Origin of the sequence: Nocardioides sp. NPDC006303, assembly GCF_040613175.1 — a bacterium.
Classification (GTDB): domain Bacteria; phylum Actinomycetota; class Actinomycetes; order Propionibacteriales; family Nocardioidaceae; genus Nocardioides.
The window spans coordinates 1-25,630 of the sequence record NZ_JBEXRR010000063.1; the positions used below are offsets into that span (position 1 = coordinate 1).

Below are 25,630 nucleotides of genomic sequence, written 5' to 3' on the forward strand. Positions count from 1 at the left end.
TCTGCCACGGCGTGATGATCTGCTGCGGTGCGCCCCAGCCCGCGGGGTCGCGCGGGTCTGACCTTCGTCACCCACAACTACAGATTCGCGCGACAGAACTACAGATTCGGCAGGGGTCAGTCGCCGAGGCCGCGGGCCTTGAGGGCGTCGCCGGTCTCGTGGGCGCGGGCGACGACGCGGATGACGAAGGGGGACAGGTACGCCCTGGGGTGCCGGATCCCGCGAGCGCGAGCCGCGTCCCGGGTCTCGAGGAGGAGCGCGATGCTCGCCGGGATGCTGGTGATGGCCAGGCCGATCACGAGCGCGACCCCGTCCGGGTTGACGCCGATCGGCTTCAGCGGCGTGATGAGCCGGGTGAACAGGTCGAGCATCGCGTTGACCTCGGTGGTGGCGGTGAGGATGAGGCCACCGAGCGCGAGGGAGAGCAGGTCGACGCCGGCCTCGACCGCCCGCGGCCATCCGTGGGCGTAGCCCTGGAGCGCGGAGAGGACGAGCGCGACCAGGAGTACGCCGCGGGCCGCCCGCCCCACCTGCCGCATCGGCAGCCGGGCGATGAGCGTGACCCCCACCGCGATCCCGAAGAGCACCCCGGTGGCGACAAGGCCGTGGAGCACCACGAGCAGGGTGCTGAACACCAGCAGCCCGAGCAGCTTCGCGCCAGCGGGAGCGCGATGCAGGAGGCTGTCACCGGGCAGATAGGCGCCGAGGAGGTAGCTCATCGGCGTCCCCGTTGTGCGGCATCTTCCCGCCATGGCGGGAAAATGCTGGGGCTGCGGTCGTCAGGTGCGTGCAGATTCCCGCCATGGCGGGATTCTGCAGCCGGCCGAGCTGCTGCCCGCGCGCACAACCCCGCCATGGCGGGAAAGTGCGCGACGCCTGCGGCCGTCACACGCCCACCGACTGCGTGTAGTGCGCGACGGCCTCGGGGGCCGGTCCGTCGAAGGTCACCGCCCCGTCAGCCACGACCAGAGCGCGGTCGCACCGCGCGGCCAGATCGAGGTCGTGGGTGACCAGGACGAGCTGCTGCGAGAGCCCGAAGAGCGCGTCGGCGACCAGGCGGGTGTTGGCGAGGTCGAGCAACGTGGTCGGCTCGTCGGCGACGATGATCGACGGCTCCGCGGCGAGCACCCCGGCCAGGGCGAGCAGCTGCCGCTGCCCGCCCGACAACGTGTGGACCGACTGCGTGGCCAGCCCCTCCAGCCCGAACCGCGCCAGCACCTCGAGAGCCTGAGTGCGCCGCGACGACGGCGAGCGAACCAGCCGCCGCAGCGACAGCTCGACGTCCTCGACGCAGGTCGGCATGACCAGCTGCGCAGCCGGGTCGGTGAAGCAGAAGCCGACGCGGCGGCGTACCTCCTTGCCCTTGCGGGCGACGTCGAGGCCGTCGACCAGGACCCGGCCCGAGGTCGTGGACACCAGGCCGTTCAGCAGCCGCGCGAGCGTCGACTTCCCGGAGCCGTTGCCGCCGATGATCGCGATCCGGCGCTCGGTGAGCGTCAGCGAGGTGGGGGAGAGCAGCACCCGGCCGCCCTCGTCCTCGGCGAGAGCGACTGTGGCGGCATCGAGCTCGATCATCGGCGCAGCAGGTTCGGGAAGGCTCGGTGCACCTCGGCCGCGACGATCGCCACGAGCCCGGTCTTGACCAGGTCGCCGAACCAGAACGGCAGGTCCCACTTCCACACGGTGCTCAGCGGCTCGCCGGAGTAGATCATCATCCCCGCGATGCCGAGGGGGTGGACGATCAGGATCGAGCCGGCGATCGAGCACAGGAACACGACGACGGCCCGGGTGCGGGCCGGCCCGGCGACGTACTTCACCAGGAAGCCGACCAGCGCCGCCATCAGCGGGAACGAGATCAGGTAGCCACCCGAGATCCCGGCGAACTTCGCGAAGCCGGAGGTGTGGTCGGCGTAGACCGGCAGGCCGATGCCGCCGAGCAGCAGGTAGAGCGCGACGGCCAGGAATCCCCGCACGGGACCGAGCAGCGCCCCGGAGAGCGCGACCGCGAAGGTCTGCAGGGTGATCGGCACGGCGGTGCCGGTCGGGATGTCGCCGACCAGGGTGGAGGCGCAGATCAGCCCGGTGAACGCCGCGATCAGGGCGATGTCGGTGGTCGTGAAACGGGCCGGCTTCGACTCGTCGGCCTCCGGGGTCGACTCCGTGCTGGTGGGGGACTCGGTCATACTCGCTCCTGCGTACTCAGACCTGAACCTTGGTCAGGTGAACGGTGTTCAGGTTAAGGTCGACGTACGTCTTCGTCCACTTCGTCCCACTACCCGGCCCCTGGGAGCAACATGCGATACCGCCGTGAGGACGTCGTCGCCCGCGCGCTGCAGGTCCTCGACGACTACGGTCTCGCCGACCTGACGATGCGTCGGCTCGGCACCGAGCTCGGCGTACGCCCCAGCGCGCTCTACCACCACTTCGCCAACAAGCAGTCCCTGCTGGCTGCGGTGGCCGACGAGATCCTGCTCCGGGGGCGGCACGAGCCGTCGGGGGCCTGGGACGTACGCGTCACCGGCATCTGCACCGACCTGCGCGACTCGCTGCTGGCCTACCGCGACGGTGCCGAGGTCGTCGCCACCGTCTGGGCCTTCGGGCTCGGCGCGACCCAGCCCCACGACGACCTCGTCGCGGCGCTGAACGACGGCGGCCTCGGCGATCTCGCCCCCGTCGCCGCCCGCACTCTGCTCCACTTCGTCTACGGTCACGCCGTCGACGAGCAGACCCACCTCCAGGCCGCCGCCGCGGGCGCCATCGAGGACGACGTACGCGACACCGACGACTTCGTCACCGGCCTCGGCCTGATCGCCGCCGGCATCTCGATGGCCAAGGCCGTCCGAGAGGCCTCAGCCGACCGCTGAGGACCGGCGCCTGCGCAGCAGCAGGACCGCCCCGGCCCCGACGACGAGACCGAGGGCTCCGCTGAGCACGGCCACCCACGGGGAGAGGTTCCGTTCGGCGTCTCGCGCCGACTCGGTCGCCGCCGGCGCGAAGGTCTCCGCGATCTCCGGCTCCCGGGTGAGCTCGAGGTCGCTGGTGAGCGCCGCCGGGTCCTCGATCGAGAACGTCCACTTGGTCAGCCGGTTCTGGCCCCGCTCGACGAGGTTGTCGAGCACGTCGTCGTGGACCCCGTCCTCGACCAGCTCCACCGCGGCCTCGGGCTCCTCCGAGGTCGTCCAGGAGGCGAGCGGCGACCGGAACGTACGGTCGAGGGTGAAGACCGTGACCTCGCCGAGATCGTCGGCGACCGAGCTGAGCCGCATCGGGTAGACGAGGGTCGGGGTGTCGAAGGTGAGCACGATCGGGTCGGCGTACCCGTCGAACGGCTTGTCGCCGCGCATCTTGACCGCCGTGAATCGCCAGCCCTCCTCGAGATAGTCGGCGATGACCGGTTCGAGCTCGGGCTTGGCCGCATACCCGTTCGTACGCAGCCAGGCAGCCACCCCGCTCGCGTCGCCGCCCTCGATGACCGTCGCGACGACGTCCTCGAGCACCGTCCGTGAGATGACGTCGGGAGCGGCTCCGGGCGGCGCCCCGGCTCCGTCCTCGTCGAAGAGCGACCAGTTCTTCTCCGGCGGCGGGGTGGTGAGCCGTGCCAGCTCGTCGAACCGCTCCGGGTCTCCCTGGGTGACGTCCGGGACGGTCGGCGTCGGCACCAGGACCGCGAGGTCGGGCGTCTCTGTGGTGATCCCGAGCAGCATCTCGAGCCGCTCCCGCTCGCCTTCCTCCGCCCAGCTCAGGAACGCGATCTCCTCCCCGGCCTCGACGGTGTGCCCCTCCGGGACGTACGCCGCCCCGCAAGCGCACGCACGCGCGGAACCGGGGACCAGCAGCAGGCCGGCGACGACGGCGACCAAGGCGATGCGAGTCGCTCCACGAGACATGGCGGACAACCTATCGGTGGTCACGCCGTCTCGACCTCCGCGCCGTGCTGCTCGGCGAGCATCACGGCGCCGGCGAGGTCCAGCTTCGTGCCGCGCAGCGACGCGGCGGTGAGGTCGACGCGGTCGAGGCCGGCCCCGCGGAGGTCGGCGCCGTGCAACGTCGTCTCCTGGAGCGTGGCTCCGTCCAGCCGGGTGTCTCGCAGGACCGCGTCGGTGAGATCGGCCAGCGACAGGTCGGCGTCGCGCAGGTCCAGTCCCGACAGGTCGAGCCGAGCGAGCTTCGCGCCGCGTAGCGAGACACCCCGCCACACGCCGCCGGTGACCTTCAGCGGCCGCAGGGTGCAGTTCGAGAACTCGCTCCCGCTGAGCTTGCAGCCCTCGAACGTCGAGTCGAAGAAGTTCGTACGCCGGAAGTCGCAGCCGACGAACGCCGAGCCGACATGGGTCGAGGCGTTGAATCGCCCGCCGTGGAACGTGCAGTTCTCGAAGAGCGCCGCCGACGTCGTCGCCTCGGTGAGGTCGACATCGGTGAAGACGCAGTCGACGAACCGAGCCCCGGTGAGGTCGGCCGCGTACCAGTCCTCGTTGCGGAAGTGCTCGTCGGTCGCCTCGGCGGGTGGGTTCGGCATGGCGCACACCCTGCCACCCGCCACCGACACTGAGACGGTCCGGATCAGTCGTGCTGGGTGAACCACTCGTCGAGGAGGGGCCAGGTGCTGTTCCGGGCAGCGCGGCCGGTGAGCAGGCCGAGATGGCCGCCGGGGACGATCTCGAAGCGGAGCTCCTCGGCGCCGGTGAGCAGGTCGACCAGCGGTCGGACCGAGGCGACGGGGCCGATGCCGTCGTTGGCGCCGGCGACGACGAGCGTGGGCTGCTTGACGTCGCGCAGGTAGACGGAGTGGTCGTCACTGAGGTCGATCTGCCCGCTGAACAGCGCGTTGGTGCGGAAGAAGTGGTGGTAGAGCTGCCCGAACGTACGCCCCGGGTAGGCGATGATGTTGTCGGTGAACCGGTCGACCGCCTCGAGCTGGGCGAGGAACTCACGGTCGGCCAGGTTGGACAGCTTCGCGACCGGCTTGGTGAACATCTTGTCGACCGAGGAGATCTGAAAAGCCCACCTGACCAGCGGCTTCGGAGCGCCACCGAACGCCTGGTAGGCGGTGGTGACCAGGTTGCCCGGCGGCAGGTTGAGCAGCGGCCGCAGCGGCGCGATCAACGGCACCTGACGTACGTCGCAGGGCGAGCCGAGCACCGCCAGCGAGGCGATCGGGAGGTCGGGGGCGTCCGCGGCGGCGAGCATCGTGAAGATCCCGCCCAGCGACCAGCCGACCACGTGCACCGGCCGCCCGCCCGCGTGCTCGGAGACCGACCGGATCGCCTCCGGCACGACGTGCGCGATCCAGTGCTCGATGCCGAGGCTGCGGTCGGCGAAGTTCACCTCGCCGTACTCGACCAGATAGGTCGGCCGGTTCGTCCCCACCAGGTGCTCGACGACCGAGCAGCCGCGCCGCAGGTCGTAGCAGATCGCCGGCGCCGCCAGCGGCGTCACCAGCAGCACCGGGTCGCCCTCCGGCGTCGTCCCCGCCACGGGCCGGTAGTGGTAGAGCTCGCGTCGGTTGCCGTCGTCGATCAACGTACGCGGCATCGGCCGGAGGTCGGCGAGCCCGCCGTAGAGCAGCGAGTGCGCGACGTTCCCCGCGGCGGCGCCGACCGTGGTGGCGATCGAGGCGGCAGCTTGTCGGGGGTGGGGGAGGATGGCCATTGTGGGCTTAACGTAACCCGTCCTTCGAGGTCACGGCGGGAGCACGCTCGCACCGTGTGTGACGTCCGTTACGCGTCGATGAGCCGCTCGCACTCGGCTATCAGGCGCTCGCGGAGCGGGGCGGCGCGCTCGGCGAAGGCGCGCTGGGCGGCGGCGTACTCCTGTTTCCCGGCGGCCGTCTCGATGCGGATCGGGTCGAGGTCGAGCTCGGAGAGGTCGTACGGAGCGGCCTTCATGTCCATCGTGCGGATGTCCCAGGCGAGCTCGAAGCAGTCGGCGATGAGGTCGGAGGAGACCAGCGGCGAGAGCCGGAAGGCGTGCTTGTAGAGGTCCATGTTGCCGTGCAGGCAGCCCGGCTGCTCGAAGGCCGCCCGGTCGTCGGACCGCGGCGAGAGGGTGTTGAGCGGCGCCGCGGGCGGGGTGAAGAAACGGTACGCGTCGAAGTGGCTGCAGGCGATGCGGTGGGACTCGACCACGCGGTCGGTGCCGGTGGTCCCGAGCCGCAGGGGCCAGTCGGCGTGGCGTACCTGTTCTGGGGTCAGCCGGTAGACCATCGCCCACTCGTGGAGGCCGAAGCAGCCGAAGTTGGCCTCGCGGGAGGCGGTGGCCCGCAGCAGCTTCAGGAGGGTCTCGACGAGCAGGCGCTTGTCGGCGAGGAAGTCGGATGAGACGGTTCCGGAGGCGTAGCCGCGCAACGAGGAATACTCCGCAGCGTCCGACAGCCTCACCCCGAACCCCGGATGCCAGCGCAGCAGCTGAGCGGGCCGGTAGGAGTAGTAGGTGAAGAGGAAGTCGTTGACCGGGTGCTTGACCCGGGCGCCGCGGCGGGCGAGATGCGGCTCGACATAGGGCGTCAGGCGTGCGCGGTGAGCTGCCGCGTGAGCGGTCCACTCCGAACGCGACAGCACCTCCACGACGTACAAGCCTACGAAGGCGGCGCATAGTGAAGTGAATCGTGGCGACGGGTCCGGATAGGCTCAGCACGTGCGCATCGCCAGATTCACGACCAAGGGTGGCGAGCCCCAGTTCGGCGTCGTCATGGGGGACCTCGACGGCTACGGCCAGCTCAGCGAGGACGCGACAGTCGTCGCGCTCCAGGGCGACCCGCTGTTCTCGGGTGTCAACATCACCGACCAGGTCCACAAGTTCGAAGACGTCAAGCTGCTCGCGCCGGTGATCCCGCGCAGCAAGGTGGTCGCGGTCGCCCGCAACTACGCCAAGCACGCGGCCGAGCTCGGCAACGAGGTCCCGGAGGAGCCGCTCTTCTTCATCAAGCCCAACACCGCGGTCTGCGGCCCCGGTGACGCGATCCAGCGACCGAGCAACGTCGAGGACCTCCACTTCGAGGGCGAGCTCGCGATCGTGATCGGACGGATCTGCCGCGACGTCCCGGTGGAGAAGGTGAAGGACGTCATCTACGGGATGACGGTCGCCAACGACGTCACCGCACGCGACGTCCAGCGGCGGCTCAAGCACTTCTCTCAGGCGAAGGGCTACGACACCTTCTGCCCGCTCGGTCCCTGGATCGAGACCGACGTCGAGCCGGAGCAGCTCGCTGCCGGCGTACGCATCCAGACCTTCCTCAACGGGGACGTCGTCCAGGACGGGTCCACGAAGGACCTCGTCCACGACATCCCGAAGCTGATCGCCCACATCAGCAGCGTCATGACGCTGCTGCCGGGCGATGTGATCCTCACCGGCACCCCCGAGGGTGTCGGCCCCATGGAGCCCGGCGACGAGATCGAGATCTTCGTCGAGGGGCTCGGAGCTCTGACCAACAAGGTGGCACAGCGTTGACTGACAACGGGTTGAATAACACACTCGAGCCGAAGGACTACCGGGTCCGGATGGCGCCCTCGCCGACCGGCTCGCCCCACGTCGGCCTGGTCCGTACCGCCCTGTTCAACTGGGCCTTCGCCCGCCACCACGGCGGCACCTTCGTCTTCCGCATCGAGGACACCGACAAGGCGCGCAACACCCAGGAGTCCTACGACGGGCTCATCGACCTGATGCGCTGGCTCGGTCTCGACTGGGACGAGGGCGTCGAGGTCGGCGGCCCCTACGGCCCCTACCGCCAGTCGGAGCGCTCGGAGATCTACGCCGACGCGCTCGGCCGGCTGCGCGCCTCCTCCCACGTCTACGAGTGCTACTGCACCGGCGAGGAGACCACCGCCCGCTACGAGCAGCGCCTGGCCGCCTACAAGGCCGCGAAGGCCGAGGGGATCAAGGGCGAGGCCCCGGCCCAGGGCTACGACAACCACTGCCGTGACCTGAGCGAGGACCAGATCAAGGCGTACGAGGCGGAGGGCCGCTCCTCGGTCCCGCGCTTCCGCATGCCCGACGGCTCGATCACCTTCAACGACCTCGTCCGCGGCGAGGTGACCTTCGAGACCAAGCACGTCCCCGACTACGCGCTCGCGCGTGCCAACGGCGACCCGCTCTACACGCTCACGGCGCCGGTCGACGACGCCACGATGAACATCACCCACGTCTTCCGCGGCGAGGACCTGCTGTCCTCGACCCCTCGGCAGATCGCGCTCTTCGACGCGTTCATCGAGGTCGGCCTGGCCGAGCGTGCCCCATTCTTCGGCCACCTGCCGTACGTCATGGGCCAGGGCAACAAGAAGCTCTCCAAGCGTGACCCGGAGGCGCACGCGCTGAAGTACCGCGAGGAGGGGTTCCTGCCCGAGGGGCTGCTCAACTACGTGGCGCTGCTGGGCTGGGCGATCGCGGCCGACCGCGACATCTTCACCATGGAGGAGATGGTCGAGGCCTTCGAGATCCACGACGTGGTCAAGAACCCGGCCCGCTTCGACGTCAAGAAGGCGGAGGCGATCAACGCCTCCCACATGCGGCTGCTGCCGGTCGAGGACATCACCCACCGGGTGATTCCCTACCTCAAGGCCGACGGGATCATCAGCGACCCGGTCAACGATGCCGACGCCCAGATGCTCGAGGCCGCGATGCCGCTGGTCGCCGAGCGGATCAACAAGCTGGGCGAGGCCTCCGACATGCTGCGGTTCCTCTTCGTCCCCGAGGCCGACTTCGCGCTCGACAAGGAGGACGCCGCCAAGCTGCTCGACGAGGAGGGCCTGGGTGTCGTCCGGGCTTCGCACGACGCTCTCGTGGGGCTTCACGCGTGGTCGACGGCCGAGATCCAGGACGCGCTGACCGCGGCCCTCATCGACGGCCTCGGGCTCAAGCCGCGCAAGGCCTACGGCCCGGTGCGGGTCGCGGTGACGGGCAAGCGGATCAGCCCGCCACTGTTCGAATCCATGGAGCTGCTCGGTCGGGAGCGTACGCTGGGGCGCCTGAAGGCGGTTCTCGGGAGGAGCTGAGCGTGGCAGGACGGGCAGGATGAGCACGGTCATGGAGCCGCCCTCGGGATTGGCGTACTACCAGGTGCAGCGCAGCGGGCGCAGTGGCTGGGGACGACCCCTGATCGGACTCATCCTGATCGGACTGTGTGTCTTCTTCGTCTCGCCGGCGGTGGTTCTGGCCGCGTTCGAGGTCTTCTTCGTGCTCGCCGGCGACGACGTCTCCAACGGGATGGTCCGTGTGGCCGACGTGGAGAACGTCACGCCGGAGTCGCTGGCGTTCCTGCTGCTGTCTCTGGCCGGGGCGATCCCGGCGGCGATGCTGCTGTGCTGGGCGCTGCACGGGCTGCGACCGGGGTGGCTGGCCTCGGTGGAACAACGGATCCGCTGGCGATGGCTGCTGCAGTGTCTCGGGATCGCGGCGATCACGATGGTGGTCACCGTCATCATCGCCTCCCGGCTGCCGATCCCGGGAGAGGACCTCGGCGCCAACACCCTCAACCCTTGGACGAGCACCATGCGCGACTTCGTGCTCGTGATCGTGCTCCTCACCCCGCTGCAGGCGGCGGGGGAGGAGTACCTCTTCCGCGGCTACATCTTCCAGACCTTCGGATCGCTCTTCGGCGGGATGCTGGGCGCGCGTACGGTCTCGGTGACGATCACCGCGCTGCTGTTCGCCTTCGCCCACGGGTCCCAGGATCTGCCGCTGTTCCTGGACCGGTTCGCCTTCGGCATCGTCGCCGGGATCTGCGTCATCGCCACCGGAGGCATCGAGGCGGGCATCGCGATGCATGTCCTCAACAACTTCGTCAGCCTCGGCATGGCCGTGGCCTTCGGCGACATCTCGACGGTGCTCAACACCAGCGAGGGTTCGTGGTGGCGGATCCCGGTCACCCTGGTCCAGTCGGGCGTCTTCCTGGCGCTGACCGTGTGGGCCGCGCGGTCAGCCGGCCTCTCGACCACGACGAAGAGCCCGGGATCGGGCCCAGCGGGCGTGCCGATTTCGTAGCCTGGGGCCCTCGCCGGTAATGTTTCCTCTCGGTTCGAGGGAGAAATCCCGAGGGCCGGATCGCTCTTGTTGGCGGCCTCTCAGGCTAAGTCAACGAAGACGATGGGCTATGGTGTAATTGGCAACACGACTGGTTCTGGTCCAGTTATTCTAGGTTCGAGTCCTAGTAGCCCAGCGGATCCTCTCTGGAGGATTTGGGAGTCACCGAAGCGGTTCGCTAAGGTTTCACCCGCTGCAAGCCCCCGTCGTCTAGCGGCCTAGGACGTCGCCCTCTCACGGCGGTAACGCCGGTTCAAATCCGGTCGGGGGTACAACGCAGGAAGAGCCCCGAGTCACTGACTCGGGGCTCTTCGCTATTTCTGCTGTGGGCATCGTTGTGGCCGCTGCCGGAGGGGCTCCCCGATGTGGGGGATCGCCAGGTCATCCGGTAATGTTTCTCCTGCCCGCGGGGCCGAAAGGTCATCGCAGGAGGTGCAAGCCCCCGTCGTCTAGCGGCCTAGGACGTCGCCCTCTCACGGCGGTAACGCCGGTTCAAATCCGGTCGGGGGTACAACGCACGGGGAGCCCCGAGTCACTGACTCGGGGCTTCTTGGTTCTCCGGGTCCAAGTCGAGCTGCATCCAGGTGACGTCGTGCCAGGCGTCGAACTTCCAGCCGATCCTTCTGTACGTCCCCACCTCGGTGAAGCCGAAGGAGCGGTGGATCCCGAGGCTGGCCTCGTTCGGTATGGCGATGCCGGCGAGCGCGCGGTGGAAGCCGCGCTCCTTCAGGTATGGGAACAGGGCTGCGTACAGGGCCTTGCCGGCGCCGTTGCCGCGGCGGTCGCGGTCGAGGTAGATGGACACGTCGCAGGCCCAGCGGTAGGCGGCGCGGGTGCGGTGCTGGGTTGCGTACGCGTAGCCGAGCACCTCCGGCCCGGCCTCGCCCTCTGTCTCCAGGACCAGCCAGGCGTGCTCGGCCAGGGACGACTCGATGCGGCGGGCCATCTCCTCGAGCGTCGGCGGCTCGGTCTCGAAGGAGATGACGGTGTCGCGGACGTACGGCTCGTAGATCGCCGCGCAGGCGGCAGCATCCGCGGGCGTCGCGTGGCGGATGGTCCAGGCAGGAGGCATGTCTCCTATAGTAGTCACGTGGCTGACGATAGTGACAAGTTCGGTGAAGCCCTGGCGTCCAACATCAGGTCGACGCGGGAGGCGCTCGGGATGACCGTCGCGGGGCTCGCGGAGGCGTCCGGGGTCTCCCGAGCGATGATCTCGAAGATCGAGCGGGGCGAGGCACAGCCGACCGCGGTCCTGCTCACCCGGCTCTCCGGAGCGCTGGAGCTGACCTTGTCGGAGCTGATCGCGCGGGCCGAGGGGGACGCGGTCCGCGTGGCCCGGCGCTCGGAGCAGACCGAGTGGACGGACCCAGAGACCGGCTACGTACGCCGCGCCGTCTCGCCGCCCGCGCGCGGGATCCTGGAGCTGGTCGAGGTGGAGTTCCCGGCCGGTGCGTCGGTGGCCTCGCCGGCCTCGGCGTACCACTTCAAGGAGCAGCAGATCTGGGTGCTCTCGGGGCATCTGCGGTTCGTCGAGGGTGACCTCGTCCACGAGCTCGACGCGGGTGACTGCCTGCAGCTGGGGCCGCCCGCCGACTGCGTCTTCGTGAATCCGACCGACGAGCCGTGCCGCTACCTGGTCGTGATCGGCAAGCGGCGCGGGTGACTCAGACCGGGTTGCCGCTGCTCCAGACCTTGTGGGTGAGAGGGACCCCGGGTCGGTAGGCCAGATGCTTGGCGGAGGGGGCGTCGAGCGCCTGCAGGTCGGCGCGGCCACCTTCGCTGATCCGTCCCACCGAGTCATCGAGGCCGAGCGCGGTGGCGCCGCCGACCGTCGCTGCCCAGAGAGCCTCCTCGAAGGTCAGGCGCTGCTGGAGGACGGCGGTGGCGACGCAGAAGCCGATCGAGGTCGTGAAGGACGAGCCGGGGTTGCAGTTGGAGGCGATCGCGATCGTGGCACCCGCGTCGACCAGCTCGCGCGCGGGCGGGAAGGGCTCGCGGGTGGAGAGGTCGCAGGCGGGAAGGAGCGTAGCCACGGTGTCCGACCCGGCGAGCGCGTCGACGTCCGTCGGGCTCAGGTGGTTGCAGTGGTCGACGCTCGTCGCGCCCATCTCGACGGCCAGCTGTACGCCGCCGGACTCGCCGAGCTGGTTGCCATGGAGCTTGACGCCGAGGCCGGCGGCGCGGCCGGCCTCGAGGATCTCGCGGGACTCGTCCACATCGAAGGCGCCCTGCTCGCAGAAGACATCGATGTAGGTCGCATAGGGCGTGACGGCGGCGAGCATCGGGCCGGTCACCAGGTCGATGTAGGCGCGACGGTCCACGCCCGCAGGGACGACGTGAGCGCCGAGATAGGTGACCACCTCGGCGTGCTCGGCGCTGATTCGCGCGAGCCGCTGCTCGGTCTCGACGTCGAGGCCGTAGCCGGTCTTGGCCTCGATCGTCGTGGTGCCGCCGCGGTATGCCTCCACCCGCAGCCATCGCGCCCGGGCGCGGAGGTCGTCGTCGGTGGCGGCGCGGGTGGCTTCGACGGTACGCATGATCCCACCGGCCTCGTAGGGCCGGCCGGCCATCCGGTCGATGAACTCCTCGGCGCGGTCGCCCATCGAGACCAGGTGGGTGTGGGAGTCGACCCAGCCCGGGAGCACCGCGCGACCGTCGAGGTCGTCCCGCGTGTCCGCTGCCGGGGCGCTGCCGGCGGGGCCGACCCAAGCGATCCGGCCGTCCTCGATCACCACCGCGGCGTCGTGGAGGGTGCCGTGCTCCTCGGTGTGGGTGGTCAGCTCGCCGATGTTGGTCAGCAACAGGCTCATCGGAGCTCCTTCAACGCTTCTGTGAACATGGCGGCCGGGTCGCGACCGTCGGCCAGACGACCGTCCTCGGCCACGACGCGCCCGCCGACCACGACGCGACGTACGTCGGTGGCGGTCGCCACCAAGGCGATCTGGTCGAGGGCGGCTCCGGCGGTGCGTACGGAATCGGGGTCGATCTCCACCAGGTCGGCGCAGGCTCCGATCCGGAGGCCGCCCGGGAGACCGGAGGCGGCGTAGCCGGAGCTGGCGCGGGCGGTCTCGATGTCGGTGGGGGAGAAGCGTCCGCGCTGTCGGCTGCGGAGCCGTTCGCCGGCCTCCAGGCCGCGCACCTCGAGCCAGGGGTCGATGACGGCGTTCTGGTCGGAGCCGAGCGCGATGCGTACGCCTGCGTCGGCCAGCTCGCGGGCGGGTCCGATGCCGTCGCCGAGGTCGGCCTCGGTGGTCGGGCACATCACCACCCCGGCGCCGCTGTCGGCGATGAGGGCGATGTCGGCGTCGGTCAGGTGCGTGGCATGGACCAGCCAGGTGCGCGGGGAGAGCGCCCCGGCGTCGGCGAGAACCTGCGTGGGCGTCCGGCCGTACGCCGCGAGCGACTGCTCGTTCTCCGCGGGCTGCTCGGAGAGATGGATGTGCAGAGGTACATCGGGCGGGAGGTTGGCGGCGACGTGAGCGATGTCGTCGGGCGAGGCGGCTCGTACCGAATGAATCGCTGCGCCGATGTTGATCGGGCAAATTCCCGCCATGGCGGGATTGTGCTCGGTCTTCGTCGCGCTGGCGCTCGCATTTTCCCGCCATGGCGGGAAAATGCCGTACCCCGCGCGGAGGTCGTGCCAGCGACCCAGCCACCCTTCTGCCGAGCCGTCCCCGAAGCGGCTCTGCTCGGGGAGGAGCGGCTTGCCCGGGGCGCTGGTCAGGTAGAGGGTGTCGAGGAGGGTCAGCCGGATGCCGACGCTGCTCGCGGCCCTGGTGAGCGCGGCGCCGAACGCGTTGGGGTCCTCGTAGGGCGTCCCGTCGGCGCGGTGGTGGACGTAATGGAACTCCGCGACGGTGGTCCAGCCGGTCACCAGCATCTCGGCGAAGACGGCCTCGGCCAGGCGCTCGTAGGAGTCGGGGGTGAGGCGGTCGGCGACGGCGTACATCTGCTCGCGCCAGCGCCAGAAGTCACCTCCCTGGTCGTGCGTACGGCCGCGCAGCGCGCGGTGGAACGCGTGGGAGTGGGCGTTGGCGGAGCCGGCGAGCACGGTGCCGAGGCGGAGGTCGGCGGCCTCGGGGCTCCCGCCCGGGGTGACCGCGGTGATCCGGCCGTCGGTCACCTCGATCACGACGTCGGTGAGCTCGCGGCCCTCGACGAGCGCCCGCTCGGCGTGTATCCGGGTCATCGGCGGGGCTCGCTCGCCAGCAGCCGGACGACCTCTGTCAGCGCCCTCGCCCCGGCGCGGCAGTCCTCGTCGGTGGCGGTCTCGTGGGGGGAGTGGGAGACGCCGGTGGGATTGCGCGTGAAGAGCATCGCAGTGGGGATCTCGGCGGCCAGGATGCCGGCGTCGTGGCCGGCGCCGGTGGCGAGCACCGGCACTCCGCCCAGTGCGCCGACGAGGCGTTGTTGCAGGTCAGGATCGAAATGGACGGTGGAGACGTACGACTCCTCGGTCACCTCCAAGGTGCAACCGTGCTCCTCGGCGGCCGCGTGCGAGGCCGCCAGGATCTCCTCGAGCAGGGCTCGGGTCTGCGGGTCGGTGTCGCCGCGTACGTCGAGCCAGGCATCCACCCGGGAGGCGATGACGTTGGTGCCGCCCGGGATCGGGGTGAGGCGGCCGATCGTGGCCCGGGCGGCGTCGGCCCCGTCGTGGGCCGACGCGATGCGCTGGGCGGCCAGGACCGCGGCGGCCATCGCGGCGACCGGGTCGCGCCGGTCGCGCATCCGGGTCGCACCGGCGTGGTTGCCCTCACCGGAGAAGACCAGCTTCCAGCGGCCATGGGCAAGGATCGAGGAGGCCACCGCGACCGGAGCATCCAGGTCGGCGAGCCCGATGCCCTGCTCCACGTGGAGCTCGACGAATGCCGCCAGGCTCGCCAGCCGCTCCTCGTCGCGGCCCAGTCCGGCCGGGCCGATCCCGTCGGCACGGCAGGCCTCGGCGTACGTCACCCCGGCGTCGTCGGTGAGCGCTGCCACCGTCGCGCCGGGAAGCGCACCGGTCATCAGCTTCGAGCCCAGGCACGCGATGCCGAACCGCGAGCCCTCCTCCTCCCCGAACGCGGCGATCGTCACCGGCCGGGCAGGCACGAACCCTTCCTCCATCAGCGCCGAGACCGCGGCCAGGGAGGAGGCGACCCCGAGCGGGCCGTCGTAGGCGCCCCCGCCCGGCACCGAGTCGAGGTGGGAACCGATCGCGATCGCTCCGTCCCCGCGGCCCCAATGGGCCCAGATGTTGCCGTTGCGATCGGTCTCGACCTCGAGGCCGAGGTCTGCTGACGTACGCCGGAACCACTCCCGCAGCTCCAGCTCGGCCGGCTCGTAGACATGCCGGGAGTAGCCGCCGCGTACGGGGTCGCGGCCGATCTCGGCGATCTCGTTGAGCAGGGTGACGACGTCGAGTGTCATTCAGGTCCTTGGTTCAGGTCGTTCGGAGAAGGAGCTGTGTTGGTCTCGGCACGCCTCCGCCTAGCGGCTCCGGCGGCTCGACCAGCGGGGCCACCGCTGGTCGAGACCATCACAGTCGTGGCCGTTGTCAGGCGTCGAGCATCGGGACGTTGAGGCCCCGCTCACGAGCGACATCGCGCGCGTGCTCGTAGCCGGCGTCGACGTGGCGCATGACGCCCGTGCCGGGGTCGTTGGTCAGGACCCGCTCGATCTTCTCCGCGGCGAGCGGAGTGCCGTCGGCGACGCAGACCTGGCCGGCGTGGATGGAGCGGCCGATGCCGACGCCGCCGCCGTGGTGGATGCTCACCCAGCTCGCGCCGGAGGCGGTGTTGAGCAGCGCGTTGAGCAGCGGCCAGTCGGCGATCGCGTCGGACCCGTCCTTCATCGCCTCGGTCTCGCGGTAGGGCGAGGCCACGGAGCCGGAGTCGAGGTGGTCGCGACCGATCACGACCGGCGCGGAGAGCTCCCCGGAGGCGACCATCTCGTTGAACTTCAGCCCGGCGAGGTGACGCTCCTTGTAGCCCAGCCAGCAGATCCGGGCGGGCAGGCCCTCGAAGTGCACCTTCTCGCCCGCCTGGGTGATCCAGCGCTTGAGGCCCTCGTTCTCGGGGAAGAGGTCGACGATCGCCCGGTCGGTCTTGGCGATGTCCTCGGGGTCACCCGAGAGCGCCGCCCACCGGAACGGGCCGAGGCCTTCCTCGAAGAGCGGCCGGATGTAGGCGGGGACGAAGCCGGGGAAGGCGAAGGCGTTCGCGAAACCGCCCAGACGGGCGCCCTCGCGCAGAGAGTTGCCGTAGTCGAACACCTCGGCATCACGAGCCATGAAGCCGACCATCGCCTCGACGTGCTTGGCCATCGAGGCCTGCGCCTTCTCGGTGAAGTCGTCGGGGTCCTCCGCGGCCCGCGCGGCCCACTCCTCGACGGTGTATTCCAGCGGGAGGTAGGAGAGCGGGTCGTGCGCCGAGGTCTGGTCGGTGACGATGTCGATGTCGACCTCGCGCGCCAGGATCTCCGGGAAGACCGCGGCACAGTTGCCGACGAGGCCGATGGAGCGCGGCGTACGCGACTTCTTGGCCTCCTCGGCCTGGGCGAGCGCGTCGTCGAGCGAGGACGCGACGGTGTCCATGTAGCCGTGGTCGACACGGCGCTGGAGACGGGCCGCGTCGACGTCGACGACGATCACGACGCCCTCGTTGAGCGTGACCGCGAGCGGCTGGGCGCCACCCATGCCGCCGGCGCCGCCGGTCAGCGTGAGCGTCCCGGCCAACGACCCGCCGAACCGCTTGCGGGCGATGGCGGCGAAGCACTCGTAGGTGCCCTGCAGGATGCCCTGGGTGCCGATGTAGATCCACGAGCCGGCGGTCATCTGGCCGTACATGGTCAGGCCGAGCGACTCCAGCCGCCGGAACTCCGGCCAGGTCGCCCAGTCGCCGACGAGGTTGGAGTTGGCGATCAGGACCCGGGGAGCCCACTCGTGGGTGCGGAAGACGCCGACCGGCTTGCCGGACTGCACCAGCAGGGTCTCGTCGGCCTCGAGCTCGTCGAGGGTGCGGACGATGGCGTCGTACGCCTCCCAGGATCGCGCGGCGCGGCCGGTGCCGCCGTAGACGACCAGGTCGTCGGGGCGCTCGGCCACGTCCGGGTCGAGGTTGTTCATCAGCATGCGCTTGGCGGCCTCGGTCTGCCAGTTCTTGGCGGTGATCTCGGGGCCGTGCGGTGCGCGGACAGTGCGTGGTTCGCTCATGTCGCTCATCACATCACTGAAGCGAGCGAGCGCGCACGCGAAAGAAGGGTGCCGTCGGCGACGAGGCCGACGACCGACTTGATGTCCGGAGACAGGAAGCGGTCCGGGCCGGGCGCGGGAACCAGTTTGCGGATCTCCTCGACCAGCGCGGCGCCGACAGGGCCGGGACGCTCGGGGGCACGCATGTCGATCGCCCGGGCGGCGGTGAGGACCTCGATGGCGACGACCTGCTGCGCTCCGGAGATCGCACGGCGGAGCTTGCGGGCGGCGTTCCAGCCCATCGAGACGTGGTCCTCCTGCATCGCGGAGGTGGGGATGGAGTCGACCGACGCCGGGACGGCGAGCCGCTTGAGGTCGGAGACGATGCCGGCCTGCGTGTACTGCGCGATCATGTGCCCGGAGTCGACCCCGGGGTCGTGAGCCAGGAACGGCGGCAGCCCGTGGTTGCGCGACTTGTCGAGGAACCGGTCGGTGCGGCGCTCGGAGATCGAGGCGAGGTCGGCGGTGGCGATCGCCAGGAAGTCGAGTACGTAGCCGATCGGTGCGCCGTGGAAGTTGCCGTTGGACTCGACCCGGCCGTCGAGCGTGACCACCGGGTTGTCGACCGCGCTGGCGAGCTCGGTCTCGGCCACCCGGGCGGCGTGGGCCATGGTGTCGCGCACCGCGCCGTGGACCTGAGGCGCGCAGCGCAGCGAGTAGGCGTCCTGCACCCGGGTGAACCCGGTGCCGCGGTGGTCGGCGACGATCCCGCTGCCCGCGAGGACGGCACGGATGTTGGCCGCCGAGGTCGCCTGGCCGGCGTGCGGGCGCAGGGCCTGCAGGTCCTCGGCGAAGACGCTGTCGGTGCCCTGGAGGCCCTCGATGCTGAGCGCTCCGGCGATGTCGGCGGTCGCGACCAGATCGTCGAGGTCGGCGAGCGCCAGGACGAGCATCGCCAGCATCCCGTCGGTGCCGTTGATCAGCGCCAGCCCCTCCTTCTCGCGCAGCTGCACCGGGGTGATCCCGGCGGCCGCCAGCGCGTCGGCGCCGGAGACGAGGTCGCCGTCGACGTTGCGCACGTCGCCCTCGCCCATCGCCGCGAGCGCGCAGTGCGCCAGCGGGGCCAGGTCGCCGGAGCAGCCGAGCGAGCCGTACTCACCGATCACCGGGGTGATCTGGGCGTTCAGGAGCGCGGCGTAGGTCTGGGCGACCTCGGGGCGCACACCGGTCCGCCCGGTGGCGAGGGTCGAGAGACGCAGCAGCATGAGGCCGCGCACGACCTCCTTCTCGATCTCCGCGCCTGAGGAGGCGGCGTGCGAACGGACCAGCGAGGCCTGCAGTTGCGCGCGGTGCTCGGGCGGGATCGAGGTGTTGGCCAGGGCGCCGAAACCGGTCGAGATGCCGTAGTGGGGCCGGGTGTCGTGAGCCAGCGACTCGATGAGCTCGCGGCTCGTGGCCATCGCGGTCAGCGACTCGTCGGTGAGGGTGATGGGGGTGTTGTGACGGGCGACGGCGACTACCTGATCGAAGGTGAGGGCACCGACCCCGACGGGAACCGTGGTGTAGGTCATGACCAGAGTGGATCACATCACATTCAGGCGGGTGAGCACAGGCCGTTGTCGGCGGCGTCCTTCTCCTGGTCCTCGGGGCTCACCGAGTCGGCCGGGACCTCGTCCGGTGAGGCGCTGACCTCGGGATTTCCCGGTGTGGCGGAGGTCGTGGGGGAAGGGGCAGCGGAGGCCGTCGCGTCGTGGAGCGGACGGTCGTCGAGCATCCGCTGCCACAGCTCGTCGGCCGCCGGGAGGATCTCGAGACGGCCCCAGTTGGGGTCGCCGGCGGGATAGGCCCGGTTGGGTACGGTCTCGAACTCGATGCTCGACGGATCGAGGTCGCGCATCTCGCCGGCCAGAGCGGCCAGTTCGGCGACGGAGCCGACGTCGGTGGTGATCGACTTGGAGAGCTCGGTGGCGAATGTGGCGAGCCGGCGCGGGCGGGTCAGGGTGCCGGCGGAGAGGACCTTGGTGGCGAGGGCGGTGAGGAAGTACTGCTGACGCCGCATCCGGCCCAGGTCGGCATTGGGGGTCGAGGAGCGGTTGCGCACGTAGTCGAGGGCCTGCTTGCCGCGCAGGTTGTGGGTGCCGGCGGGCAGGAAGATGTTGTGCTCCTCGTCGTCGATCGCCTCCGGGATGCAGATCCTGACCCCGCCGACGGCGTCGACCATCCCGCGGAACCCGGCGAAGTCGAGCGCGAGGTAGTGGTCGATCGGGATCCCGGTGAGCAGCTCGGTCTGGCGGGCGGTGCAGATCGGGCCGCCCAGGGAGTAGGCCTCGTTCCACATCACGCCGCTCGCCTCGGGGACCGTGGTGCCGTCCGGGGCGGTGCACTCCGGCCGGTCGACGAGCGCGTCGCGGGGGATCGAGACGCCGTAGGCCGAGGTCCGGTCGGCGGAGACATGCAGCAGGATCGTGCTGTCGGAGCCGCCAGAGCCACCCTCGCCGTCGATCGAGCAGCCCTCGCAGGCACGCCCGTCGGTGCCGAGGATCAAGATGTTGAGCGGCTGCTTGGGGCCCTCGTCCTTGTTCTCCGGCTCGTCGACGAGGTGTTTGATGTCGCCACCGGAGCCGAGGTTGCTGTTGAGGTGGTCGTAGAACGCCCAGGTGCCGATCCCGGTGCCGACCGCCAGGAACAGCATCGTGACCACCACGGTGAGCACGACCGTACGTGTCCCCGACCTCGCTTCGGTCCTCATCACCCTCCCTCGCCCGTCCGCCTGAGCGGACCGTCTGCGTGTGCAGCCCACACAGGTTCTACGCGCCAGTGAGCCGAGAGGTTGCTGCTTCAGGTAACGGCATTGTGAAACCATGAGGAAGGCACTGTCCGAAAACCGCGCGTAATTTCGTTCCGAACGCGGCAACATGGTGGACATGGATGGGACGACGAGCGTGAACGGACTCGACTTCGAATCGTGCTACCGCGCTGTTCGTTCGCGCGACCGGCGCTTCGACGGCATCTTCTACACGGCGGTGGCCTCGACCGGGATCTACTGCCGGCCCTCGTGCCCGGCCCGGACTCCGGCGCTGGTCAACGTCTCCTTCCACCGGACCGCTGCGGCAGCCCAGGCGGCCGGCTACCGGGCCTGCAAGCGCTGCCGCCCCGATGCCACCCCGGGCAGCCCGGAGTGGGATGTGGCGGCGACCCTGGCCGGGCGCGCGATGCGGCTGATCGCCGACGGCGTCGTCGACCGGGAAGGCGTCGAGGGACTGGCTCGCCGGGTCGGCTACTCGCCACGCCACCTGACCCGGCTGCTGACCACCGAGCTCGGCGCCGGTCCGCTGGCGCTGGCCAGGGCGCGCCGCGCGCAGACCGCCCGGACGCTGGTCGAGACCACCGAGCTCGGCTTCGCGGACATCGCCTTCGCGGCCGGCTTCTCGAGCGTACGTCAGTTCAACGACACCGTCCGCGAGGTCTATGCGGCCTCGCCGACCGAGCTCCGCGGCCGCCGAGGGTCGCGACGCCGGGCCGACGGGACGATCGCTCTGCGGCTCGCCGTCCGCACCCCGTTCGCCGGCCGGGCGCTGTACGCCTTCCTGCGCGACCACCTGGTGCCGGGCGTCGAGGTCGCGGGGGTCGACGGCGGGCGGCGATGGTTCGCCCGCACGCTCGACCTGCCCAACGGGCCCGGCACGCTGCGTCTCGAGCTCGCCGACATCCCCGAGGGCGAGACCGGCTTCGTCCACGCGACCTTCAAGCTCGCCGACCTGCGCGACACCACCGCTGCGGTCGAGCGCGCTCGCCGGCTGCTCGACGCCGACTGCGACCCGCGTGCCGTCGGCGACGTCTTCGTCGGCGACGAGGTGATCGGGCCGCTGGCCCTGGCCCTGCCGGGGCTGCGGGTGCCGGGCACCGTCGACGGGGGCGAGCTGGCGCTGCGTACGATCGTGGGGCAGCAGGTCTCCGTCGCCGGCGCGCGCACGGTGCTGGCGGGGATCGTCGCCGAGCACGGCCGCCCGATCGCGACCGATATCGACGGCCTCACCCATCTGTTCCCGTCCGCGGACGCCCTTGCCGCAGCCGACCCGGCCGGCATGCCGATGCCGCGCTCGCGTGGGCGCGCGGTCACCTGTCTGGCCGCGGCGCTCGCCTCCGGCGAGCTCCAGCTGGACCGCGGCACCGACCGCGACGTCGTGCACGAGCAGCTGATCAGCCTGCCCGGGGTCGGTCCCTGGACCGCCGACTACGTCGCGCTGCGCGCTCTCGGCCATCCCGATGTCTTCCTGCCGACCGATGTCGGCATCAAACGAGCGCTGGAAGTGCTCGGTGCGCCCGCGGCGGATGTCGCTGCGTGGCGGCCGTGGCGCTCGTACGCCCTGCTCTACCTGTGGACCTCACTGACTGCCTTGGAGAAACTGTGATGTGGACTCTCATCGACTCACCCGTCGGCGAGCTCCGGCTGGTCGCGCGCGACGGCGCGATCACCGCGATCGACTTCATGCCGGCCGACTACGCCAAGGGCCGGGTGCTGGGGGACCGGTCCGATTCGGATCCGCTGCTGCTGGAGTGTGCCCGGCAGCTCGCCGAGTACTTCAAGGGTGACCGGACGAGCTTCGACCTCCCGCTGGCGCCCTCGGGCACAGCGTTCCAGACGCGTGTCTGGGAGCAGCTGCAGCAGATCGAGTACGGCACGACCGCCTCCTACGGCCAGATCGCCGGCCGGCTGTCGCTGACCGGCCACGGCGCCCGCGCCGTCGGGCTCGCCAACGGAAGGAACCCCATCCCCATCGTCATCCCGTGCCACCGCGTCGTCGGCGCGGACGGCTCCCTGACCGGCTACGCCGGTGGCCTGGACCGCAAGACGACGCTGCTGGGCCTGGAGAGCGGCGTCCTCTTCTGATGCCGAGACTGCAGTTGTGGCGTCCGAGACCGCAGTTGTGGCGTAGGTCGGTGGCGGCTGCCGCGCTCGTGGCTGCTCTCGCCGCGTGCGGCGCGGAGGAGCTTGCCGAACCTGCGGAGCCTGCAACCAGCGAGAGCCGCACCGGGGCCGAGAACGCAGTGCTGGTAAACGGCCGGGCGCGGTGTGACCAGGACGTGTCGAGCGACGAGGCGAAGGACACGATCGAACGCGTCGGCGGGCTCCAGCAGCCGACCTGGTCGGTGCGGTTCGCCGAGAGCACCGCGGCCGGAGTCGTCGTGCTGGTCACCGGCGACCTCGAGGACGCCCAGCCCCGGCTCTTCGACGACTACCGCGTGGCGGTGATCGTCGCGTCGGCCGAGGACCAGACTCGTACGGAGGACTTCAAGGCCGTGCGCGACGCGGTGCGGGAGATCTGCGGCTGAGGTCGCTGGGATACCCGGTCGACCGGCGAAACTTGGACTTGACGGGCACTGAAACACCTGACAAGTCCAGGAATACCCGGTCAACCGGGTATTCCTGGGGCTGGAGTGACAGCAGCTACTCCGCAGCCGCGCGCCGCAGCGACTCCGAGAGCCGGTCGGCGGCGGCGAGGACAGCGGGAGCGTGCATCTTGCCGGGCTGGCGGGTGAGCCGCTCGAGCGGGCCGGAGACGGAGACGGCGGCGATGACCTTGCCGCCGGGGGAGCGGACGGGAGCGGAGACCGAGGCGACGCCGGCCTCGCGCTCGCCGATCGACTGGGCCCAGCCGCGGCGGCGGATGCCGGAGAGGGCGGCGGCGGAGAAGGCGGCGTTCTGCAGGCCGCGGTGGAGGCGCTCGGGGTCCTCCCACGCGATCAGTATTTGAGCGGCCGACCCGGCACGCATCGTCAGCTGCGAGCCGACGGGGATGGTGTCGCGCAGGCCGGAGGGGCGCTCGGCGGCGGCGACGCAGACGCGGAAGTCGCCCTGGCGCCGCCACAGCTGCGCCGACTCACCGGTGATGTCGCGCAGGCGCGCCAGGACGGGCCCGGCGGTGGCGAGCAGCCGGTCCTCGCCGGCGGCGGCGGACAGCTCGGCCAGCCGCGGGCCGAGAACGAAGCGGCCCTGCATGTCGCGAGCGACCAGACGGTGGTGCTCGAGGGCGACCGCCAGACGGTGTGCGGTCGGACGGGCGAGACCCGTCCCGGCCACCAGACCGGCCAGGGTCGCAGGGCCGGATTCGAGAGCTGTGAGCACAAGGGCGGCCTTGTCGAGCACGCCCACACCGCTGGAACTGTCCATATCGCAAGACTAACTTCTCAGAACCTGAGATGCAACGTTACGCTCGGAGAAGCAGACTGGAAGTGGCGGATCTGACATTGCGATTCAACGCTCGAGCCGCCACCGGCCATTACAGACCAAAGATGCCAGATGGAGAACGTGTCATGGGCAGGACCTTGTCGGAGAAGGTGTGGGACGAGCATGTCGTCCGGTCGACCGCGGGAGAGCCCGATCTCCTTTACATCGACCTTCACCTCATCCACGAGGTGACGAGTCCGCAGGCCTTCGAGGGCCTGCGTCTGTCCAACCGTAAGGTGCGTCGTCCCGACCTCACCATCGCCACCGAGGACCACAACGTCCCGACCCTCGACTGGGACAAGCCGATCGCCGACCCGGTCAGCCGCACCCAGGTCGAGACGCTGCGCAAGAACGCCGAGGAGTTCGGCGTACGTCTCCACCCGCTCGGCGACGCCGAGCAGGGGATCGTGCACGTGGTCGGGCCGCAGCTGGGGCTCACCCAGCCGGGCATGACCATCGTCTGCGGTGACTCGCACACCTCGACGCACGGTGCGTTCGGCGCGATCGCGTTCGGCATCGGCACCTCCGAGGTCGAGCACGTGCTGGCGACCCAGACGCTGATGCAGGACAAGCCGAAGACCATGGCTGTCACGGTCAACGGCACGCTGCCCGAGGGCGTCAGCGCCAAGGACCTGATCCTCACGCTGATCTCCAAGACCGGCACCGGCGGTGGCCAGGGCTACATCGTGGAGTATCGCGGCGAGGCCATCCGTGAGCTCTCCATGGAGGCCCGGATGACGATCTGCAACATGTCGATCGAGTGGGGCGCCAAGGCCGGCATGATCGCCCCCGACGAGACGACCTTCGCCTACATCAAGGACAAGCCCGAGGCTCCGAAGGGCGCCGACTGGGACCAGGCCGTCGCGCACTGGAAGTCCCTGGTCACCGACGAGGACGCCGTCTTCGACAAGGAGATCGTCCTCGACGCCGCCGAGGTCACCCCGTTCGTCACCTGGGGCACCAACCCGGGTCAGGGCGTCCCGCTGGGCGCCGCCGTCCCGAGCCCCGACGACTTCGAGGACGCCGACGAGAAGATCGCGGCCGAGAAGGCCCTGACCTACATGGGTCTCGAGGCCGGCACCCCGATGCGCGAGGTGCACATCGACACCGTCTTCCTCGGCTCCTGCACCAACGGGCGCATGGAGGACCTGCGTACGGCCGCCGACATCATCCAGGGCCACAAGGTCGCCGACGGCACCCGCTTCCTGGTCGTCCCCGGCTCGGCCAAGGTGCGCCTCCTTGCCGAGGAGGAGGGCCTGCACAAGATCTTCCTCGACGCCGGCGCCGAGTGGCGCGGCGCGGGCTGCTCGATGTGCCTGGGCATGAACCCCGACACCCTCGCCCCCGGCGAGCGTTCGGCCTCCACGTCCAACCGCAACTTCGAGGGTCGCCAGGGCAAGGGCGGTCGCACCCACCTGGTCTCGCCGGAGGTGGCCGCCGCCACCGCCGTACGCGGCACCCTCTCCTCGCCCGCCGACCTGACTCTCGTGGAGGCCTGACATGGACAAGTTCACCACCCACACCGGCGCCGGTGTGCCGCTGCGCCGCAGCAACGTCGACACCGACCAGATCATCCCCGCGGTCTACCTCAAGCGCGTGACTCGCACCGGCTTCGAGGATGGCCTCTTCGCCGCCTGGCGCAACGACCCGACCTTCGTCCTCAACAACGAGGCGTACGCCGGGGCCTCCGTCCTCGTCGCCGGCCCCGACTTCGGCACCGGCTCCTCGCGTGAGCACGCTGTGTGGGCGCTGATGGACTACGGCTTCCGCGTGGTCATCTCGAGCCGCTTCGGCGACATCTTCCGCGGCAACTCCGGCAAGGCCGGCCTGCTCGCGGCGAAGGTCGACGAGAAGGTCGTCCAGAAGCTGTGGGACTACCTCGACGACAACCCCGGCGCCCAGATCACCGTCGACCTGGAGTCGCGCACCGTCCGTGCAGGCGAGGGCCCCGACGCCATCGAGGACTCCTTCGACATCGACGACTACACCCGCTGGCGCCTCCTCGAGGGCCTCGACGACATCGGCATCACGCTCTCCCACGAGGACGACATCGCCACGTACGAGGCCACCCGGCCCTCCTTCAAGCCGGTCACCCTGCACGCCTGAGCATCGCCGAGAAGGCGCTCGCGTCGGCCGAGGCGTCACGTAGGCCGGCCGAGGCGTCAGTTACGTAGGTCGAATCGTCAGTTGTGGGCGACGAGAGTGCACTCTCGTCG

25 protein-coding genes and 3 tRNA genes are annotated in these 25,630 nt (G+C 70.3%); 13 read left to right on the plus strand and 15 right to left on the minus strand.

The window, feature by feature from the left end:
- Positions 1 to 116: 116 nt before the first annotated feature.
- The 3 genes from ABZY89_RS28115 to ABZY89_RS28125 all read right to left on the minus strand — a co-directional run bounded on the left by ABZY89_RS28115 (position 117) and on the right by ABZY89_RS28125 (position 2,183).
- On the minus strand, positions 117 to 719 hold the full coding sequence (locus ABZY89_RS28115) for an energy-coupling factor transporter transmembrane protein EcfT (protein ID WP_355232480.1): 603 nt from the start codon (positions 717 to 719) through the stop codon (positions 117 to 119).
- Positions 720 to 885: 166 nt separating this feature from the next.
- Positions 886 to 1,575 carry an ABC transporter ATP-binding protein gene (locus ABZY89_RS28120; protein ID WP_355232481.1) on the minus strand — a complete coding sequence of 230 codons (690 nt, stop codon included), beginning with the start codon at positions 1,573 to 1,575 and terminating at the stop codon, positions 886 to 888.
- Entirely contained in the window at positions 1,572 to 2,183 is a 612-nt protein-coding gene (locus tag ABZY89_RS28125; RefSeq protein ID WP_355232482.1) for a biotin transporter BioY, read from the minus strand. The genes ABZY89_RS28120 and ABZY89_RS28125 overlap by 4 nt, the downstream gene beginning before the upstream one ends.
- Positions 2,184 to 2,294: 111 nt before the next feature.
- On the opposite strand from ABZY89_RS28125, the gene ABZY89_RS28130 reads away from it, so the two are divergent.
- Entirely contained in the window at positions 2,295 to 2,864 is a 570-nt protein-coding gene (locus ABZY89_RS28130) for a TetR/AcrR family transcriptional regulator C-terminal domain-containing protein (protein ID WP_355232483.1), read from the plus strand.
- Here the strand turns inward: ABZY89_RS28130 and ABZY89_RS28135 are convergent.
- The 4 genes from ABZY89_RS28135 to ABZY89_RS28150 all read right to left on the minus strand — a co-directional run bounded on the left by ABZY89_RS28135 (position 2,850) and on the right by ABZY89_RS28150 (position 6,563).
- A complete protein-coding gene (locus tag ABZY89_RS28135) occupies positions 2,850 to 3,887 on the minus strand; it encodes a DUF2330 domain-containing protein (RefSeq protein ID WP_355232484.1) in 1,038 nt (345 codons plus the stop codon). The two genes, ABZY89_RS28130 and ABZY89_RS28135, sit on opposite strands and share 15 nt — an antisense overlap.
- A 20-nt stretch (positions 3,888 to 3,907) precedes the next feature.
- On the minus strand, positions 3,908 to 4,516 hold the full coding sequence (locus ABZY89_RS28140; protein WP_355232485.1) for a pentapeptide repeat-containing protein: 609 nt from the start codon (positions 4,514 to 4,516) through the stop codon (positions 3,908 to 3,910).
- Positions 4,517 to 4,560: 44 nt separating this feature from the next.
- Positions 4,561 to 5,649, minus strand: a complete 1,089-nt coding sequence (locus ABZY89_RS28145; protein WP_355232486.1) for an alpha/beta fold hydrolase — start codon at positions 5,647 to 5,649, stop codon at positions 4,561 to 4,563.
- A 68-nt stretch (positions 5,650 to 5,717) separates the two neighbouring features.
- Positions 5,718 to 6,563, minus strand: a complete 846-nt coding sequence (locus ABZY89_RS28150) for a 3-methyladenine DNA glycosylase (protein ID WP_355232487.1) — start codon at positions 6,561 to 6,563, stop codon at positions 5,718 to 5,720.
- A gap of 70 nt (positions 6,564 to 6,633) precedes the next feature.
- Between ABZY89_RS28150 and ABZY89_RS28155 the strand changes: the two genes are divergently transcribed.
- From ABZY89_RS28155 to ABZY89_RS28180, 6 genes are all read left to right on the plus strand, one after another.
- Positions 6,634 to 7,446 carry a fumarylacetoacetate hydrolase family protein gene (locus tag ABZY89_RS28155; protein WP_355021010.1) on the plus strand — a complete coding sequence of 271 codons (813 nt, stop codon included), beginning with the start codon at positions 6,634 to 6,636 and terminating at the stop codon, positions 7,444 to 7,446.
- An 11-nt stretch (positions 7,447 to 7,457) separates the two neighbouring features.
- Positions 7,458 to 8,987 (plus strand): glutamate--tRNA ligase, encoded by a 1,530-nt coding sequence (gltX, locus tag ABZY89_RS28160; protein WP_355232488.1) that lies wholly within the window; start codon positions 7,458 to 7,460, stop codon positions 8,985 to 8,987.
- Between the two features lie 19 nt (positions 8,988 to 9,006).
- Positions 9,007 to 9,975 carry a CPBP family intramembrane glutamic endopeptidase gene (locus ABZY89_RS28165; protein ID WP_355232489.1) on the plus strand — a complete coding sequence of 323 codons (969 nt, stop codon included), beginning with the start codon at positions 9,007 to 9,009 and terminating at the stop codon, positions 9,973 to 9,975.
- Between the two features lie 103 nt (positions 9,976 to 10,078).
- Positions 10,079 to 10,150, plus strand: a tRNA-Gln gene (locus ABZY89_RS28170).
- Between the two features lie 63 nt (positions 10,151 to 10,213).
- Positions 10,214 to 10,286, plus strand: a tRNA-Glu gene (locus ABZY89_RS28175).
- Between the two features lie 166 nt (positions 10,287 to 10,452).
- Positions 10,453 to 10,525 (plus strand) — tRNA-Glu (locus ABZY89_RS28180).
- A 21-nt stretch (positions 10,526 to 10,546) separates the two neighbouring features.
- Here the strand turns inward: ABZY89_RS28180 and ABZY89_RS28185 are convergent.
- Complete coding sequence (locus ABZY89_RS28185; protein ID WP_355232490.1) at positions 10,547 to 11,086, minus strand: arsinothricin resistance N-acetyltransferase ArsN1 family B; 540 nt, start codon at positions 11,084 to 11,086, stop codon at positions 10,547 to 10,549.
- An 18-nt stretch (positions 11,087 to 11,104) separates the two neighbouring features.
- Here ABZY89_RS28185 and ABZY89_RS28190 point away from each other — a divergent pair, with 18 nt between their 5' ends.
- On the plus strand, positions 11,105 to 11,677 hold the full coding sequence (locus ABZY89_RS28190) for an XRE family transcriptional regulator (protein ID WP_355232491.1): 573 nt from the start codon (positions 11,105 to 11,107) through the stop codon (positions 11,675 to 11,677).
- Between the two features lies 1 nt (position 11,678).
- Here ABZY89_RS28190 and hutI read toward each other — a convergent pair whose 3' ends face one another.
- From hutI to ABZY89_RS28220, 6 genes are all read right to left on the minus strand, one after another.
- A complete protein-coding gene (gene hutI / locus ABZY89_RS28195) occupies positions 11,679 to 12,824 on the minus strand; it encodes an imidazolonepropionase (RefSeq protein WP_355232492.1) in 1,146 nt (381 codons plus the stop codon).
- Entirely contained in the window at positions 12,821 to 14,203 is a 1,383-nt protein-coding gene (locus ABZY89_RS28200) for an amidohydrolase family protein (RefSeq protein ID WP_355232493.1), read from the minus strand. Before ABZY89_RS28200 ends, hutI begins: the two co-directional genes overlap by 4 nt.
- Positions 14,200 to 15,423, minus strand: coding sequence for an allantoate amidohydrolase (locus ABZY89_RS28205; RefSeq protein ID WP_355232494.1), 1,224 nt, complete (start codon positions 15,421 to 15,423; stop codon positions 14,200 to 14,202). The genes ABZY89_RS28200 and ABZY89_RS28205 overlap by 4 nt, the downstream gene beginning before the upstream one ends.
- Positions 15,424 to 15,550: 127 nt before the next feature.
- Positions 15,551 to 17,206, minus strand: coding sequence for a urocanate hydratase (hutU, locus tag ABZY89_RS28210; protein WP_355232495.1), 1,656 nt, complete (start codon positions 17,204 to 17,206; stop codon positions 15,551 to 15,553).
- An 8-nt stretch (positions 17,207 to 17,214) separates the two neighbouring features.
- Positions 17,215 to 18,756, minus strand: coding sequence for a histidine ammonia-lyase (gene hutH, locus ABZY89_RS28215; RefSeq protein WP_355232496.1), 1,542 nt, complete (start codon positions 18,754 to 18,756; stop codon positions 17,215 to 17,217).
- 23 nt (positions 18,757 to 18,779) lie between these two features.
- Positions 18,780 to 19,934, minus strand: a complete 1,155-nt coding sequence (locus ABZY89_RS28220; RefSeq protein WP_355232497.1) for an LCP family protein — start codon at positions 19,932 to 19,934, stop codon at positions 18,780 to 18,782.
- 175 nt (positions 19,935 to 20,109) lie between these two features.
- On the opposite strand from ABZY89_RS28220, the gene ABZY89_RS28225 reads away from it, so the two are divergent.
- From ABZY89_RS28225 to ABZY89_RS28235, 3 genes are read left to right on the plus strand one after another with little or no spacing between them, the layout of a single operon-like run.
- Positions 20,110 to 21,597, plus strand: coding sequence for an Ada metal-binding domain-containing protein (locus ABZY89_RS28225; RefSeq protein WP_355232498.1), 1,488 nt, complete (start codon positions 20,110 to 20,112; stop codon positions 21,595 to 21,597).
- Positions 21,597 to 22,076, plus strand: coding sequence for a methylated-DNA--[protein]-cysteine S-methyltransferase (locus ABZY89_RS28230; RefSeq protein ID WP_355232499.1), 480 nt, complete (start codon positions 21,597 to 21,599; stop codon positions 22,074 to 22,076). The genes ABZY89_RS28225 and ABZY89_RS28230 overlap by 1 nt, the downstream gene beginning before the upstream one ends.
- A gap of 50 nt (positions 22,077 to 22,126) precedes the next feature.
- Positions 22,127 to 22,519 (plus strand): hypothetical protein, encoded by a 393-nt coding sequence (locus tag ABZY89_RS28235; protein ID WP_355232500.1) that lies wholly within the window; start codon positions 22,127 to 22,129, stop codon positions 22,517 to 22,519.
- A 115-nt stretch (positions 22,520 to 22,634) separates the two neighbouring features.
- On the opposite strand, the gene ABZY89_RS28240 is transcribed toward ABZY89_RS28235, so the two are convergent.
- On the minus strand, positions 22,635 to 23,357 hold the full coding sequence (locus tag ABZY89_RS28240; RefSeq protein ID WP_008358359.1) for an IclR family transcriptional regulator: 723 nt from the start codon (positions 23,355 to 23,357) through the stop codon (positions 22,635 to 22,637).
- 143 nt (positions 23,358 to 23,500) lie between these two features.
- Between ABZY89_RS28240 and leuC the strand changes: the two genes are divergently transcribed.
- Together leuC and leuD are read left to right on the plus strand one after the other, a co-directional pair.
- Positions 23,501 to 24,913 carry a 3-isopropylmalate dehydratase large subunit gene (gene leuC, locus ABZY89_RS28245; protein WP_355232501.1) on the plus strand — a complete coding sequence of 471 codons (1,413 nt, stop codon included), beginning with the start codon at positions 23,501 to 23,503 and terminating at the stop codon, positions 24,911 to 24,913.
- A gap of 1 nt (position 24,914) precedes the next feature.
- On the plus strand, positions 24,915 to 25,520 hold the full coding sequence (leuD, locus tag ABZY89_RS28250) for a 3-isopropylmalate dehydratase small subunit (RefSeq protein WP_160024554.1): 606 nt from the start codon (positions 24,915 to 24,917) through the stop codon (positions 25,518 to 25,520).
- Positions 25,521 to 25,630: the final 110 nt, after the last annotated feature.